We start from the raw sequence: 16,251 nt of genomic DNA, 5'->3' as shown, positions 1-16,251 counted from the left end.
GGTCCGGTTCCGGCAAAAGCCTGTGGATGCGTGGCCGCTCACTCCGTCCGCGGCGTGACGGTCACGCCGTCCGCGAACGACAGGTCGAACATTCCCGTTGGCTGGCCGCCGCGGAACTTCGTTACCCCGAGACACGTCCGCAGCGTCCCCTCACGGACCGCCGTCCGAACGTCCCACACGAGGTCGGCGCGGGCGAGCGTCATGTCCCGGCGCAGGACCGACGGCGTGTTCTCGTGACAGTGCAGGAGGCCCACGCTGTCGGTCATTCGGAGCGCGTGCTTGCAGGTGTCGAGGAACTCGCGGTACCGCTCTCGCTCCCCCTGTTCGAGTTCCGTCGTCGGGTCCACGACCAGCACCGACCCCGGGTCCAGCCCCGAGAGATGGGTCTTCGGGTCGGCCAGCACGGACTCACCGTCGACTCCTCGCACGTCGAGTTCGCCCGGTTCGTAGCCCGTCGCGACTACGGTGTCACGCACCGCCGACTCGGGGCGGAGCGTCGAGAGGTACCGCGACGGGTTCGCGGCGGCCATCGCGTACAGGAGCGGTTCGCTCTGCGCTCGCGGGGCCGCCGAGAGGGCGACCAGACTCCCCGCGGGGACGCCGCCGTCGAGTGCCCCGTCGAGTCCAGCGACCCCGGTCGAGAGCCGTCCGCTCGCGTGGTCGGCCATGCACCGACAGACGAGAACGGCACCGATAAGCCTGCCGCCGAGTGGCTATCGGACGTGTTTTGTCGGGGGCAACGCACGCACCGACATGAGCAGTCAGTCACTGCCGGCGTGGCTCCGGGACGAAACCATCGTCCTCGGCGTGGCCGCGCTCCTCGCACTCGCGCCCGCCTATCTCCTGTGGGTGGCCTTCGGCGACACGGTTCGGGTCGTCTTCCTCGTCGCCCTCGCCGTCGCGCTCCTCCCATCGCTCGTCTACCGACGGTTCTGGCCCGAGCGACTCACACCGCTCCGCGCGGCCGGGTGGAGTGCCGTCGCCGCAACCGTCGTCGCAATCGAACTCGCCGCGCTCATGGTCGTCGTCACCCGCGTCCTCGCACCCGACGCGGCGGTCATCGTGGCCTTCGCCGCCGTCGTCATCGGGAACTACGTGGTTCCCTCGCGGCTACTGGACTGATTAGAAGGCCTGCAGGTCCTCTAAGACCGCCGCCGCGTCGCCGCTCTCGATGGTGTCGCGGGCGGTTTCGAGTCCCTCGTCCAGCGAGTCGGCGTCCTCGCGGGCATAGAGGCGGAGCGCGGCGTTGAGTGCCACGGCGTCGGCGAACTGGTCGTCGCGCTCCCCGGCGAGGACCTCCTCGGTGATTGTCGCGGACTCGCCGGCGACGGGGTCGACCTCTATGTCCTCGCTCTCGAAGTCCATCCCGTAGTTGGGCGTCTCTATTTCGAAGTCCGAGACCTCGTCGTCCCCCTCCGTCCATTCCGCCACCACGGTCGACCCGGGGCGGATATCGTCGTACCCCTCCAACCCTTGGAACATCAGCACGCGGTCGACGGACTGCGTCTCGGCGGTTTGGAGCGTCTCTATCATCCGCACGGCGAAGGGCAGGTGGTAGAAACTCCCGAGGTGAACGTCGGCGTTGGCCGGGTTCGCCAGCGTCTCGACGGTGTTCACGAACGTGCGCACGCCCATGTTGTCCCTGCGCTCCCACAGGTCGTCCACGCCGGGGTTGAAGTTGGGCTGGTAGTAGTAGCCGAAACCGACCTCGTCCACCATGTCCGCGCTCTCGGCGGGCGTGAGGTCCGTCTCGACGCCCAACGCCTCGAGGACGTGCTTGTAGGCGTCGAGTTTCTGCGTGGGGACGCGGTCGCCCGAGTGGACGACGACGGGCGTCCCGGCGGCGGCGGCGACGACGCCCGCGGCGACACCGAGGATGGCCGTCGAGTGCTTGCCGTCGTAGTTCGCGCCGCAGTCGACGGGGTCGGCGTCGGGTTCGGCCGTCTCGACGCTCTCCTCGCGCATCACGTCGACGAACGCGGCCAGTTCCTCGGGCGTGTTGCGCTTCCAGCGGTTCGCCAGCAGGAACGCACCCAGCGTCGTGTGGTCGGGTTCGTCGGCGAGAATCCGCTGGAACGCCTCCCGTGCCTGCCCGCGGTCCATGTCGTCGGCGGACTTGTGGCCCGAACCGACCACCTCGGTCATCAGTCGCTTGAGCGGCCACTCCCCGAACTCGCGAGTCGCTTGTGCCATACGAACACCTTCGGGACGGCGCGACGAAATACCCTGCGACTCGTTCCCAGTCTCTGGGACCGCGACCGGGGCGTTTCTATGCGTCTCGCTTCGCTATCAGGCCCAGTCCGATCCACGAGATGACGGCCTCGTCGTCGACGTACCCAGTCATGCGGTTGTCAACTTCGCCGAGGCCGGAGCGGTCGCTCTCGCGTTTCTCGACGACTTCGAGTTCGATGGAGAGGTCGTCACCGGGGCGGACGGGGCGAATCCACCGGAGTTCGTCGATACCCCGGGCACCCTGTGAGGCCCACTCCTCGCGCTCCATCGTCTCGACCAGCAGGCGCATGCAGGCGGCGGCGGTGTGCCACCCGCTGGCCGCGAGGCCGCCGAACATCGAATCTTCGGCCGCCTCGGGGTCCGTGTGGAACGGTTGCGGGTCGTACTGCTCGGCGAACTCGATTATCTCGTCTTCCGTGACCGTGTAACTGCCGTGAGTGGTCGTGTCGCCGACTGCGATGTCCTCGAAGTAGCGGGTCATGTCGCGAGGCACGGCGGGGTGGTACATAGGCGTCTCGGAGCAGTTTTCCCCTGTCCGGGACAGCCCCGACATCGACCGACCGGAAGCGACAGGATTAGGCCGTGGTAGCACTAAAACCGAACAATGAGTCTCCAGTCGGGTGACTGGCGCGAGGGCCTCGACGAGGTGGACGCCGCACTGGTCGACGGATACCAGAGCGGATTCCCCGTCACCGAACGGCCGTTCCGAACTGTCGCCGCCGACCTCGATATCTCCGAGGACGACGCGTTGGCCCGCGTCGAGCGGTTGCGCGAGACGGGTATCTTCCGGCGGTTCGGGGCGGTCCTCAACCCGCCGGTCATCGGCTCTTCGACGCTCGCCGCGGTGTCCGCCCCCGAGGACCGCTTCGAGGAGGTAGCCGAAGTGATAAACGGCCACCGGCAGGTCAACCACAACTACCGACGCGACCACGAGTGGAACATGTGGTTCGTCGTCACCGCCGGGTCCCGCGAGACACGCGACGAAATCATCGCGGACATCGAGGCGGAGACGGGGTTGAGCGTGCTAGTCCTCCCGATGTTGACCGACTACTACATCGACCTCGAATTCCCGGTGGTCAACGGCGACCGGTTCGCACGCGAGTCCGTCTCCGGAACGGACGCTTCCGCGACCCGCATCAGCGAGGACGCGGCGGCGGACTTTTCGGCCCTCGACCGCCGTCTCCTGCTGGAAATCCAGGGCGGGTTCCCGCTCACCGCGACGCCGTACCGCGATATCGCGGACGCGGTGGACGCCGACGTGGCCGCCGTCCTCGACGCCATCGAGCGACTGGTAGCCGACGGCTGTATCAAGCGCGTCGGCTGTGTCGTCAACCACGTCGTGACCGGGTTCGACAGCAACTGCATGGTCGTCTGGGACGTACCCGACGACGAACTCGACGCGCGCGGCGAGACTGTCGGCTCTCTGCCGTACGTCACGCTCTGTTACCACCGTCCACGCCGCCCGGAGCAGGACTGGGAGTACAACCTGTTCACGATGGTACACGGCCGTGAGACGGACGCTGTCGACGCGAAGATAGACGAGTTAGCAGCCGACTACCTGCCCGTCGACCACGAGCGGCTCTACTCGACGGAGACGCTGAAACAGACAGGGGCACGGTACGACGATATTGTCGGGGAGTAACGACCGGGGGGTACGGTCGGGGTTTTTGCTCCAGCCTTTTCGGCGAGCGTGGCCGAGGTGACGAGGCCACGCGAGGGCAAAAAGGTGGTCGCATGTTGTCGGGGAGTAACGACTGGGGGGTACGGTCGGGGTGGTGGTCGACGCGTTCGTCGGGACTCCGGATCTAAAACGCCCGGAACGCTTATCTATCTCTTTTGGCCAAGAGACATACGGTCAGATGACATCCGGTGACCTCCCCACTGTACTGGTGGTCGACGACGAGGCCGACGTGGCCGACGCGTACGCCGCACAGTTGGAACAGTCGTTTCGGGTCGACGTGGCCTACAGCGGTGAGGAGGCACTGGACACGCTCGATGCGGAGACGGACATCGTGCTGCTCGACCGCCGGATGCCGGGGTTGTCCGGCGACGAGGTGCTGGAACGCATCCGCACCGAGGGTCTCGACGTGCGCGTGGCGATGGTGACGGCAGTCGACCCCGGGTTCGACATCATCGAGATGCCGTTCGACGATTACGTGACCAAGCCCGTTTCGAGATCGGACTTGGTCGACACTATCGAGCGACTGCTCACCTGTGCGGAGTACGAGGACCTGTTACAGGACTACTACCGGACGACTTCGAAGTACGCGACGCTCTTGGCGAACAAGAGTGCGACCGCACTCGAAAACAGCGAGGAGTTCGAGGAACTGGAACGGAAACGGGACGCGCTCAGGGAGCAACTCGAAGATACCGTCGACAAGTTCGAGGACCGCCACTTCGCGACGGTGTTCCGGGAGATACACGAGCGGGGCGAAGTCGCACATGGCGTGACCGAAGAGTGAGCAATACCGTTGTGATGTGGGGGCGGCCGGCCCGTTTCACACTGCCTAATCTGCGGAAAAGCTTTTTACTCTCGTTTCTCTCAGATATGATGAGTGAGTAGGTTTGGGCGAGATAACAATCCTCATCGTCGACGACGAGCAAGCGGTTGCGGACATCTATGGCGCGCATCTGGAGGTAGAGTACGATGTTCGCATCGCATACGGTGGTGAAGAGGCACTCGAAAAACTGGACGAGGATGTTGATATCGCCTTCCTAGACCGGCGGATGCCCGGGATGTCGGGCGACGAGGTGCTCGAACAGATACGTGCCGAGGGCCTCGACGTGCGCGTGGCGATGGTGACGGCAGTCGACCCCGACTTCGATATCTTGGACATGGGGTTCGACGACTATCTGGTCAAGCCGATTTCGCGGGACGACCTCTACGAGACGGTAGACAAACTGCTCTCCTATGCCGAGTACGACGAGACGTTCGAGGAGTACTACCGTCTCGTCTCGAAGCGCGCGGCACTCCAGTCCGCAAAGAGCAAGTCGACGCTGGAGGCGAGCGACGAGTATCAGGAACTGACAGACCGCATCGAGGAGCTTGAGGGGGCCCTCGATGAAGCGATGTTCGACCTAGAGGGGGGCGACATGGACGCGTTGTTCTCGTCCGGGAGTGACAGCGACTCCCCGGGTCAGCAACAGCCCTGACCGTGGGGTATGGTTTGGCAATACAGCCCGTACGCAATCATCCACGTCGGGATTACCGTCGTGGTCGCGGCACTCGGGGCCGTCGCGTACCGGCACCGCGACACGCCGGGTGTCGCACCGCTGGTGTGGCTGACCTCACTGAGTTCCGTGTGGGTCGGGCTGGCTGCCGGACGGATGTTCAGTGCCGATCTCTTCTATTCGCGCCTCTTCGATAGCCTGACGTACCTGCCCATCGCGCTCGTCCCCGTCGCGTTTCTCTACTTCGCCGAGGAGTACACCGGGAACAGGACGGTGCTGACGCGGTACGGCCCGGTCCCCTTGCTCGTCGTCCCCGCACTCACGCAGGTCATCGCGTGGACGAACGGCGTCCACGACCTGATGTGGGCGGGACGGGAACTCGTGCAGGTCGGTGGATACGCGGCCCTCTCGCTCGACTTCGGCCCGTGGTTCTGGGTCCACAGCGGCTACTCGTATCTCCTCCTGTTCGTCGGGTCGTTTCTCCTCGTTCGGATGCTGCTCATCGCCGACCACCACTACCGCGGACAGACTGCCGCCATCGCGCTGGGAATCTTCATCCCGTGGGCGGTCAACGCCGCGTACATCAGCGGGTACTACCGCCCGCCGTTCGACCCGACGCCGGCGGCGTTCGCGGCCAGTGCCGCGCTCTTTCTCGTCGCCATCTACCGCCACAAACTGCTGGAACTCGTTCCGGTCGCCCGCGAAGTCGCGCGCGACGAACTCATGGACAACCTCGCGGAGGCCGTCCTCATCGTCGACGACCGGCGGACGGTCATCGACTGCAACGCTCACGCCAGCGATATCGCCGGCATCGACCGAGACGAGATAATCGGCCGGGACCTGTCGGCGACCCTCCCGGCCCTCGACGACGTGGCCGAGGCCGCGGCGGACGCCTCCGACGGGCGGTACGAGACGGAAATCGCACTCCGGAACGACGACTTGCGGTACTACGACGTGCGCATCTCGGACCTGCACCGCGGCGGCGGCCTGTTGCGGGGCCACCTCGTCAGTCTCCGCGACGTGACCGAACGCCGCCAACGCGAACAGCGTCTCGACGTGCTCAACCGGACGCTCCGCCACGACCTGCGAAACGAGGCGAACGTCATCCTCGGATACGCCGAACTCGGCAAGCGCGAACACCCAGACGCCGAGTGGGTCGATGCAATCAAGGAACACGTCGAGGGGTTGGTCGAGTTGAGCGTAACGGTACGACAGCTAGAGCAAGCACTCGACGGCGAGAACGTCGAGTCGACGGTCGTGGACGTATCGGCGATGGTCGAGCGGGTCATCGACGAGGTCACGGCCGACCGGCCGACCGTCGACATCGAGACCGACCTCGAACCCGGTGCGTACGCGTCGGCCATCGAACTGGTCGACGCCGCCGTGACGAACGCCGTGGAGAACGCAATCGAACACAACGACAACCCCGACACGTTCGTCGAGGTGTCCGTCTCGGTTCGGGAGACGGCGGACGACGAAATCGTCGTCGAAATCGCGGACAACGGCCCCGGCATCCCGAAGAGCGAGCGCGCGGTGTTGCTGCGCGGCCGCGAGACGCAACTGGACCACGTCAGCGGCCTCGGTCTCTGGCTCATCAACTGGATAGTGACCGAATCCGGGGGGACCATCGCCTTCGACGAGAACGACCGCGGTGGCAGCGTCGTCACGCTTCGACTCCCTGCGGTCGATGGGTCACCCGAGGACGCCGTGAAGTCGCCCGTCGAGGACCTCGACATCGGCATCGACTTCCGTCGACAGTCCTCGGCCCGGCGTGACCCGTCGTGACACTCCCTTTCGAAAGCACTAATCAGGATACAGCCCTAAGGATGCTCCGATGAGCCAGCAACTGCCGGACGTGCAGGCGTCGAGTCCGGAGGTCTCCGTCGGACTGAACCGCGTCGGCGTCACCGGCGTCGAAAAACTCGTGAAACTCGGCCGTACCGACGACCGTCCAATCGTCCTGATGGCGGAGTTCGAGGTGTTCGTCGACTTACCATCGTGGCGGAAGGGGGCAGACATGTCTCGGAACATGGAAGTCGTCGACGAAACGCTGGAAGCCGCCGTCTCTCAGGAGGTCTGCCGCGTCGAGGACGTATGTGGTGAGGCCGCAGAACGGCTGATAGACAAACACGACTACACGACCAAAGCCGAGGTGCGGATGGAAGCGGAGTACGTCACCCGCGAGCAGACGCCCGAGAGCGACCGGCCCACCCAGTCGACGGCCGACATCATCGCGTCGGCAACCGCCACCGAGGAGGGAACGCACGAGGAAATCGGTGCCCGCGTCACCGGCATGACTGTCTGTCCCTGTTCGCAGGGAATGTCGACATCCCGTGCCCGCGAGACGCTCCGCGGCTTGGGTGTCGAGGACGGCGTCATCGACGACTTCCTCGCGGAGGTGCCCCAACCCGGCCACTCCCAGCGCGGCCACGCCACGCTGACCATCGAGAGCGAGGGCGCGCCCGAGGCCAACCTCAACGACATCATCGAGGTGGCCCGGGAGTCAATGAGCGCGCGCATCTACAACCTCGCCAAGCGTCCCGACGAGGACCACATGACCTACGAGTCCCACAAAAACGCCAAGTTCGTCGAGGACTGCGTGCGCTCGATGGCCGAGGCCGTGGTCAAGGAGTTCCCGGACCTACCCGACGACGCCATCGTGACGATGAAACAGTCGAACGACGAGTCCATCCACCAGCACAACGCCCACGCCGAGCGAGTGGCGGAGTTGCGGGACCTGAAGCAGGAAGTGAACGGGGAGTAAGACGGTTCGCGGGACCGAACGAAGTGAGGGTCCGGGTTTTCCCCCACGGTTTTCGAGGAGCGGTGGCCGAGTTTGTGAGGCCACCCGACGAAGAAAACGGTGGAGTGTGACGCCCACGCCGAGCGAGTGGCGGAGTTGCGGGACCTGAAGCAGGAAGTGAACGGGGAGTACGGTGCCGAACCGGCGGATGCGTTTCACCGGATTGAACCGAATCGGGTCCCGTGTTTATTACCCCGGTCCACGAACCCGGGTCGATGCCCGTGACAACCTCTCGCGACCCGGAGAACGACCGGGTCGCACACCTGCGTATCGACACCGGCGACCTGAACCTCCTCTCGCCCGACGCCATCGGTGACCTCCGCGACGCCGCGCAGTCGGTCCCGGACGACGTGTCCGTTCTGACCGTCGGCCCGGACGCCGCCGACGGAATCGGCGGGCTGACGGCCGGGTTACAACTCGACGCGGTGAAGGACTTCTCCGCGTCGGAGGCCCGGGAACTCATCGGGACGCTCCGAGACGCGAACGCGGCGGTGCGGAATCAGGACGCGGTGACGGTCTGTGCCTGCGGCGAGTACGCCCTCGGTGCGGGACTGGAACTGGCGATGTCGTGTGACTTCCGGGTCGCGACCGAGGAGGCGGCGTTGGGTCTGCCGGAGATCAACGCGGGGTTGGTCACGGGGATTCAGGGCGGCCTGCTGATTCGACTCGTCGGCCTTCAGGCCGCAAAGGAGATGATTTACACGGGTGACCCGGTGTCCGGGACCGAGGCCGAGGAGTTGGGGCTGGTCAACCGGGCGGTGCCGCCCGAAGCGTACGACGACGCCGTCGATACCCTCGTGGGGAAACTATCGGCGAAGAGCCCGGTCATCGCCCGCCGCCAGTCGGAGGTGTTCCGGGCGTGGCGGTCGAACGGCATCGAGGCCGGCATCCAGCACAGTTTCGAGACTATCGCGTCCTGCTTCGACACCCACGACCAACACGAGGCGATGGCGGCGTTCCTCGAGGACCGGGACCCCGCGTTCGAGGGGTACTGACGGCGGGTCAGGCTGGCTCGGCGGCCTCGGCATGCGTCGGTTCCGCGTCGGCCTCTCGCCTGTTCTTGACGACCAGCGCGACGAACACCACGAGGCCGACGGCGCGGAGGCCAATATCGAGGAGGAACGTGTCCGGCGAGACGGCGACGCCGGCGAGTTCGAGCAGGTCGAAGACTACGTCCAGCAGGAGACCCGGAGCCATGAGCAGGAGCGAACTGACGGCGAAGGCGGCCCGTTCGGCTCTGCTGACGGTCGTGTAGAGGAACCCGATGACCGTCGCCGCGAGGGCGACGACGCCGACGAACACGCCGAGGACCGGAATCAGCACCTCGGGGATGGCGAAAGTGGGGTCGGTGAGGTCGGCGGTGTTGACGACGCGGTATGTCTTGTCGGAGTTGGGCACCACCACTCCGGTCCGCAGGAGGACGATGCCCGGTGCGAGGACGAAGGCGAACGGGACGATGGCCTTGTTGAGCGACAGCGAGAACGCCTCGACGCCGGTCTGGAACGGGTCCGACTGCGCGACGCCGGAGGCCGCGTAGGCCGCCACGGCGACGGGCGGCGTGATGTCGGCGATGACGCCGAAGTAGAGGATGAACAGGTGCGCGGCCAGCAGGGGGATGCCGAAGGTGACCAGTGCCGGTCCGAGCAGCGACACGAGGATGATGTAGGTCACGGTGGTCGGCATCCCCATCCCGAGAATGATGGAGGAGACGGCGGTCAGCGTCAACATCAGGAACAGCGACCCGGCTGCGACGGCCCGGATGAGCGACACGAGGTTCGGGCCGAGACCGGAGACACTGATGACGCCGGGGATGATACCCGCGGCGGCGACGGCGATGACCACCGGCACGGCCGTCCGCGCACCGGCCTCCATCGACTTCCCGCCGAACATCAGCACGCGGTACAGGCGGTTCTCGGCGAGCGAGGGGCGGTTGGCGGCGGCCGCCCCTCTGTCGGCGGCGTCCTGTACCTTCGGGTCGAGTTCCAACATACTCGCCGTCATGCGCGGGTTGAACGCGAGGACCAACAGCCCCGCACCGATGGCGTACCAGCCGGCGTTTCCGAGGACGATGGCGAACGCCGCGCCGGGTGGGACGCCCGCGCCACCGGTCCCGGTGAGGAGACCGACGACGCCGACGCCCGCGAGGAGGTGCGCGAGGAACTCGGCACCGCTGATGGCCAGCAACGCCCCCGCGAGCGGCAGTCTCGTGTCCTCGCTGTAGGCCGCCACGAGCGTGATGAGCGCGACGACGGCGAGGACGGTGAACCACGCTGACCGGGCCACGGAGAGCCGTTCTATGATGAGGTAGTACAGGAGCAGGCCGAGCGGCGCGATGTAGAACCACCCGTGCCGGAGGTGTGGCCCTATGTCGACGAGTTCGCTCGGGTCGAGGCCGCCGATGCCCTGCCGGGACGCCTCCAAGTGGACCATCACCCACACGCCGAAGAAGAAGACGACGGCGGGGATGGTGGCGGCGATGATGACGTCGGCGAAGGGGGTCTGGGTGTACTGGACGATGAGGAACGCGGCCGCACCCATCACGGGTGGGAGAATCTGCCCGCCGGAGGAGGCCGCCGCCTCGACCGCACCCGCGAACTCCGGTCGGTAGCCCGACCGCTTCATCAGCGGGATGGTGAACGCGCCCGTCGTGACCGTGTTGGCGATGGAGGACCCGGAGATGGTGCCCATGAACCCGCTGGCGAGGATAGACGCCTTGGCGGGGCCGCCCTTCCGGGTGCCCGTCGCGGCGTACGCGAGGTCGATGAACCACTGGCCTGCACCGCTCATCTCGAGGAACGCCCCGAAGAGGATGAAGATGTAGATGAACTGTACCGAGACGGTGACGGGGATGCCGAACACCCCGTTCTCGGTGTTGTACCAGAGGTTCTGGATGATAGAGGGCCAACTCAACTCGGGGATGGAGAGGATGCCGAGGAACGGCATGTTCTGCGGGATGAGTACGCCGTAGCGGGCGTAGACGATGAACGAGGCGACGATGACCATCAGCGGGAACCCGATGGTCCGGCGGGTCGCCTCCAACACGAGGAGGACGCCGAGAACGCCCAGCAGGAACGCGTAGGAGACGCCGGTCAGCGGCCCGAGCAGGACGGACACCGGGTCGAGGAATGTGAACACCTCCTGTATTGGACGGCCCGCTTCGAGGCCGAACACGCGCATCCGTCGTATCTCGCCGAAGTCGGTGACGTGGTAGGCAGTCGCGAGTATCGACAGGACGACGAGGACGAAATCGACCGGCGTCACGCGGTCCATGTCCGGGTCGACGGCGACCCACCGGACGGCACGGCGCGCCAGTTCCGTGACCCGTGTGACCGGACTCTCGGCACCGACCCGGGCGCGAACTGCCGGCGTCACCCGGCCGAATCGCCGGGAGACGAACCCGTCGCCTCGGGAGGGGGGAAAGACGAGGAAGGCGAGGACGAGCGCGAACCCGACGTGGACTGCGTTGGCTTGGAGCAACTGGAGCGAGGCGAGTTCGATTGGACCGACGAAGGGCACGTCGAACACGAACTCGAACCCCTGTGAGGCGAGTAGTATCTGGTACGTCGAAAACAGGAACCCGATGAGGGCGACGACGACGGCACCCGCGCCACGGAGCGACCGCCGCCGCTCTATCTCTTGGATGAGTTCCTCGGCCTCCTGCCGGAACTCCTCGGGGTCCCTATCGTCGTCGGCGTCGTCCGGCGATTCCACCGTCATCGCTCACCCCACAACCCCGCGAATCCGCTCGACGCCGGACCGTTTCCGGAGGTGGAGTCGGACCGAGTCGCCGCCCGCGACGGCGGTGAGATTGTACGCCCGCTCCCCGACGACGAGCGTGTGGTCGGCGATGTCCCCCGGGTGGACGTACACCTCCGTGAACGTGCCGGGCGGGTCGTAGACCAGCGTCCCGTTCTCCCGGCTGACGTTCGCCCGCGACGGGAGCCCCCAGCCGTAGGACTCGAAGGCCATCCGGGTGTTCTCCAATCGGTCGCCCCGAACCGTGTAGCCGTCGTAGACCCGCGACCGCTCGACGCTGTGGGTGTATTCGAGGCCGACCTCGGTCCCGTTCTCGACGGGGACGGCGAGCAGCGTGGTCCCGCTCTCGGCGCCGTCGACGACGAGCGCGCGCTGTGGCCCGATGCCGGCGACGACGCCCGCGGAGACGAGTAGCGCCACCGCTCCCACCACTAACACGCGGCCGGGGCTGACGAGTGGGAGCATCGAGTGAGTGGTCGGCGTGGTGTTAGCCCATCTCCGTCTCGGTCATCATGTCACTGAAGTACGCCTGTGAACCCTCGTGGAGTTCGATGGACATGCCGTCTTGAGCACTCTCGCGGCTGATGAAGTCCGTCTTGATGGTCAGGTCGTCCACGTTGTCGAAGATGGCGGCCGTGACTCCCTCGACGGTGTCGGCGGGCACGCCCTCGCGGGTCGCAATCATCGCCTGCACCGCGACAGTCTCCACGTCGTCCCCGACGCCGGTGTAGGTTCCACCGGGGATAGTGTCGTCGGCGAACCACGACGCGGCGTCCTTGACGGCCTCGCGGTTGTCGCCCGCGATGGGGACGATAACGATGTCGTTGGTGTTGGCGAGGTCCTCGATAGCACCGACTGGCCACCCGCCGACGACGAACGCGGCGTCGATGTCGCCGTTGCGCAACTGGTCTGCGGCCTGTGAGAACGAGGCGTTCTGCTCGGTGTAGTTCTCGCCGATGCCGACGGCGTCGAGTATCTGCTGTGCGTTGACCTGCGTCCCCGACCCGAGGTCGCCGGTGTTGATGGTCGCCCCTTCGAGGTCGGACAGTTGCGTGATGCCCGTATCCGACAGCGTCACGAGGGTAATCGTCTCCGGGTACAGCGTGGCGACGCCTCGGATGCTCTCGATGGCGTTGTCCTGGAACACGTCGATGCCGGTGCCGTTCTTGGCGAAGAAGGCGATGTCGTTCTGGATGAGCGCGAAGTCCGCGTCCCCGTTCGCGAGGCTCCCGACGTTCTCGACGCTCGCGCCGGTCGACTGTACGTTCAGCGTAAACTCCGTGTTGTCCTCGACGACGGTCTTGAACTCGTTCGAGAGCGGGAAGTACGTCCCGCCCGTCCCGCCCGCGTGCCACGTGAGACGGGTCGCCCCGTCGCCGCCACCGTCACCGTCCGCCGGTGTCTCCGTTTCGGTACCGTTCCCGTCGCCGTCCCCGTCATCGCCGTCCCCGTTCTGCCCACAGCCAGCGAGTCCCGCGATACCTGCCACGCCCGCGACCTGCAGGAACCGCCGCCGGGTTGCCTGTCGAACCATACCCCCCACGTCCCGGCCACGCTACATATCTATACACTGCTTATGGCCGGTAAATGCGTCCTAACCGGCCAAATCCGCAGTTTCGCGGACCTCGTCTCGCCCCGTCCGCAACCGCGCTAGAGCATGAGGCTCTCGGCGTCGGCCCACCGTGGCTCGAACTCCGAGCGGACGTTGGACGCGAACTCGCGGTCCTTGAGGTCGATGACGGCGAACGTCTCGTCGGCGTTGAGCGGGTGCGGGACCTCGATACACACCTCGGCGTCGTCGACCAACTCGAAGGTCCCCGTGACGTTGCTCGACGTGCGGACGCTGAACTGGTCGTGTCGGGCCAACTGAGACTGGTAGCGTTCACCGACACTTTCGGGGAGCGAATCGATGAGTTCCGGGCGCATCAACAGCGACACCTCGACACCCCGGTCGAGTGCTTCCGACAGTTCCTCCACGAACAGGTCGCCGACGGTGTCGATGTCGAACTGCTGGGAGAGCGTCGAGGCGACCATGACGATGCGCTCGTCGGCCGCGGCCATCCGCTCGACCAGCAAATCGACCGTCTCGTCGGGACCGACGGCGGCTGTCCAGAACGTCTCCTCGACCGGCTCCGAGGTTTCGAGTTCGCCCACGAGGTCGTCGACGATGTCCTCGTACTGGGTCGCTTTCTCCTGTAACTCTCGTTTCTTGTCCTCCAACAGCCGGTCGAGTGCCGTTCCCGGCTCGACGGCGACGTACTTCTTGGGCCGACTCGCGCTCTGACTCCGGACCAAATTGTACGTCTCGATACTGTTGAGTACGTCGTAGATACGCCCCATGGGGACGTCGCTGACACGTGACAACTCTTTGGCAGTTGTCGGACCTGTCTTCAGTAGTGCCCGATAGGCGCGTGCCTCGTACTCGGACAACCCCAAGTCTCTCAGACTTGCCATTGTGTGTCGGTCGGATGGGGGGAATATAAACGCATCGCAAGTTTACCGTCGTGTCCCGGCAACTCGGCCGTGGTTTGGCGGTCCGGGACCGGAGTCGGGGGTGTGGCCGCGGCGAGTTCAGTCGTCGCCGGTTGCGAGCGTCGCGAGGGCGTCGGGCGTGTCGGCCGTCCCGGTCTGGTCGCCGTCGTCGAACAGGTGGACTTCACCGTCGGGCACGTCCGCGCCCGGAACGACGACGGCCTCGTGGTCGGCCACCCGGAGTGCGGCGCGGTGGAGGTCACTGCCTGCGGGAGCCCCGACGCGGAACGTCCGGGGTGCGTCGAGCCGGGCGGCCACCGTGGCGTATCCCGCGACTTCGACCCCCAGCCGCTCGGCTGCTCCCGCGAACGCTGTCACGGCGTCGCGCGCGACATCCCGGTACTCGTCGTCGCCGGTCAGGGCCGCCAAGTCGACCAGCGCGTCCGCCAGTTCGACGTTCGTATCGAGCGGGTACAGTGCCCGGTCACAGAGCCCCGACCCGTCGAGCGGCCCGTCTCGGAACGCGCCCGTCTCGTCCCGGAGCGTCTCGATGGTGTACGTCGCAACTGTCTCGGCCGTCTCAGTGTGGTCCCCGAGGACCTGCCCGGCGGTTGTCAACCCCGCGAGCAGTCGCGCTTGGTCGACCAGAAGACCGGACTCCCCCGTCTCGCCGTCCGGGTCCCGGTAGTGGGTCACCGCACCGTCCTCGACGAGGTCCGCGAGCACCGTTTCGAGTGCGCGCTCGGCGTACCGGCGTGCGGGTTCGTCGTCGGTGTAGGCGGCGAAGACCAGCAGTGCCTCGACGGCGAGGCCGTTGCGGTCCGCGAACACCGTCGGGTCGACGTGTGGCGGGTCGGCCGACTCGCGGTCGCTCGGCCCCATGCGGTAGTAGTCGTCGTCACCGGCCTGACTGGCCGCGAAAGCGTCGCGCTCGTCGTTCCACAGCGTCGTCGTCAGGTACTCGACGGTCTGTGCCGCGGGGGTCCGGTACGCCTCTTCCCCGGTGTAGCGGTACGCCCGGGCGAACGCTCGCACGACGCTCGCGTTGTCGTCGAGGAGTTTCTCGCGGCTCGGACTGCTCCAGTCACGCGCCCCGGCGTAGCGATAGAAGCCACCGTCGTAGGTGTCGAGCAGGTGCGTCCGAACTGCTTCGAGCGTCCGCGTCGCCTGGTCGCGCGCCCGGACCAAGGCGAACTCGACTGTCTGTGGGAACGGGAACTTCGCGTCGGTCCCCCACCCGCCGAACTCGTCGTCGAAGGCCGCGAGCAACTGCTCGACCATGTGTTCCTCTGCGCGCGCGGTCAGGTCGCCCCCCGGCGGCGTGCCGTCACGGAGTGCCCGCGGCACGCGCCCGGCGTCGGTGCCCTTCGCGTCCCACGTCCCTCGGACGGAGTCGAGGATGTCCCGGAAGCCGTCGACGCCGAGAAAGCCCGCACCGGTCAGTATCTCGCCGTCGGGCGTACAGAATACCGTCGACGGAAAGCCGCCCATGTTGTACCGCTCCCGAACTCGGGGGTGGCGGTCGGCGTCCACGCGGACCGGAACGAACCCGTCGTTGATGTTGGCTGCGATGCGTGGCTCGCTGTAGGTCGTCGCGTCCATCCGGTGGCAGTGCGTACACCACGGGGCGGACAGCGAGAGCAGGACGGGCTTGCCCGCGCGCGCTGCGGCTGCAAAGGCGTCCTCGCCCCACTCGCGCCACTCGACTTTCGTCCGTGCCGCCGCGTCGTCCATACCGAGGGGTCGGCGACCACGACGCATCAATCCTGCGTCACCGACCGCCGACTGCGAGCGCGGGGCAGACCGGTCGGAAGCGG

Annotated in this window: 15 protein-coding genes; 7 read left to right on the top strand and 8 right to left on the bottom strand. The window is 66.4% G+C overall.

Features of this window, described 5'->3' with window-relative positions; all coding sequences use genetic code 11:
- Positions 1-38: 38 nt before the first annotated feature.
- A complete protein-coding gene (locus MUG95_RS05235; protein WP_247010020.1) occupies positions 39-668 on the bottom strand; it encodes an RAD55 family ATPase in 630 nt (209 codons plus the stop codon).
- An 85-nt stretch (positions 669-753) separates the two neighbouring features.
- On the opposite strand from MUG95_RS05235, the gene MUG95_RS05230 reads away from it, so the two are divergent.
- Positions 754-1,122, top strand: a complete 369-nt coding sequence (locus MUG95_RS05230) for a hypothetical protein (protein WP_247010019.1) — start codon at positions 754-756, stop codon at positions 1,120-1,122.
- Here MUG95_RS05230 and MUG95_RS05225 read toward each other — a convergent pair whose 3' ends face one another.
- Complete coding sequence (locus MUG95_RS05225) at positions 1,123-2,193, bottom strand: anthranilate phosphoribosyltransferase (protein WP_247010018.1); 1,071 nt, start codon at positions 2,191-2,193, stop codon at positions 1,123-1,125.
- A gap of 76 nt (positions 2,194-2,269) precedes the next feature.
- Positions 2,270-2,713, bottom strand: a complete 444-nt coding sequence (locus MUG95_RS05220) for a MaoC family dehydratase (protein WP_247010017.1) — start codon at positions 2,711-2,713, stop codon at positions 2,270-2,272.
- Positions 2,714-2,836: 123 nt separating this feature from the next.
- Here MUG95_RS05220 and ahbB point away from each other — a divergent pair, with 123 nt between their 5' ends.
- From ahbB to MUG95_RS05190, 6 genes are all read left to right on the top strand, one after another.
- The gene (gene ahbB, locus MUG95_RS05215) at positions 2,837-3,874 is read left to right on the top strand and encodes a siroheme decarboxylase subunit beta (protein WP_247010016.1); all 1,038 of its coding nucleotides are present in this window, start codon (positions 2,837-2,839) and stop codon (positions 3,872-3,874) included.
- Positions 3,875-4,091: 217 nt separating this feature from the next.
- Positions 4,092-4,694, top strand: a complete 603-nt coding sequence (locus MUG95_RS05210; RefSeq protein ID WP_247010015.1) for a response regulator — start codon at positions 4,092-4,094, stop codon at positions 4,692-4,694.
- A gap of 103 nt (positions 4,695-4,797) precedes the next feature.
- On the top strand, positions 4,798-5,385 hold the full coding sequence (locus tag MUG95_RS05205) for a response regulator (protein ID WP_247010014.1): 588 nt from the start codon (positions 4,798-4,800) through the stop codon (positions 5,383-5,385).
- Positions 5,386-5,394: 9 nt separating this feature from the next.
- A complete protein-coding gene (locus MUG95_RS05200) occupies positions 5,395-7,188 on the top strand; it encodes a sensor histidine kinase (protein WP_247010013.1) in 1,794 nt (597 codons plus the stop codon).
- A 49-nt stretch (positions 7,189-7,237) separates the two neighbouring features.
- On the top strand, positions 7,238-8,167 hold the full coding sequence (gene mptA, locus MUG95_RS05195; protein WP_247010012.1) for a GTP cyclohydrolase MptA: 930 nt from the start codon (positions 7,238-7,240) through the stop codon (positions 8,165-8,167).
- A 254-nt stretch (positions 8,168-8,421) separates the two neighbouring features.
- A complete protein-coding gene (locus MUG95_RS05190) occupies positions 8,422-9,201 on the top strand; it encodes an enoyl-CoA hydratase/isomerase family protein (RefSeq protein ID WP_247010011.1) in 780 nt (259 codons plus the stop codon).
- 7 nt (positions 9,202-9,208) lie between these two features.
- Here MUG95_RS05190 and MUG95_RS05185 read toward each other — a convergent pair whose 3' ends face one another.
- The 5 genes from MUG95_RS05185 to MUG95_RS05165 form a co-directional block, all read right to left on the bottom strand.
- Positions 9,209-11,923, bottom strand: coding sequence for a TRAP transporter permease (locus MUG95_RS05185; protein WP_247010010.1), 2,715 nt, complete (start codon positions 11,921-11,923; stop codon positions 9,209-9,211).
- A 3-nt stretch (positions 11,924-11,926) separates the two neighbouring features.
- Complete coding sequence (locus tag MUG95_RS05180) at positions 11,927-12,427, bottom strand: DUF1850 domain-containing protein (protein ID WP_247010009.1); 501 nt, start codon at positions 12,425-12,427, stop codon at positions 11,927-11,929.
- A gap of 22 nt (positions 12,428-12,449) precedes the next feature.
- The gene (locus MUG95_RS05175) at positions 12,450-13,496 is read right to left on the bottom strand and encodes a TAXI family TRAP transporter solute-binding subunit (RefSeq protein ID WP_247010008.1); all 1,047 of its coding nucleotides are present in this window, start codon (positions 13,494-13,496) and stop codon (positions 12,450-12,452) included.
- 116 nt (positions 13,497-13,612) lie between these two features.
- Positions 13,613-14,416, bottom strand: coding sequence for a TrmB family transcriptional regulator (locus MUG95_RS05170; protein WP_247010007.1), 804 nt, complete (start codon positions 14,414-14,416; stop codon positions 13,613-13,615).
- Between the two features lie 117 nt (positions 14,417-14,533).
- The gene (locus tag MUG95_RS05165) at positions 14,534-16,168 is read right to left on the bottom strand and encodes a DUF255 domain-containing protein (protein ID WP_247010006.1); all 1,635 of its coding nucleotides are present in this window, start codon (positions 16,166-16,168) and stop codon (positions 14,534-14,536) included.
- Positions 16,169-16,251 lie beyond the last annotated feature (83 nt).

The organism is Halorientalis litorea (genome assembly GCF_023028225.1).
Lineage (GTDB): Archaea > Halobacteriota > Halobacteria > Halobacteriales > Haloarculaceae > Halorientalis > Halorientalis litorea.
This window is presented reverse-complemented; position numbering and strand designations above follow the sequence as displayed.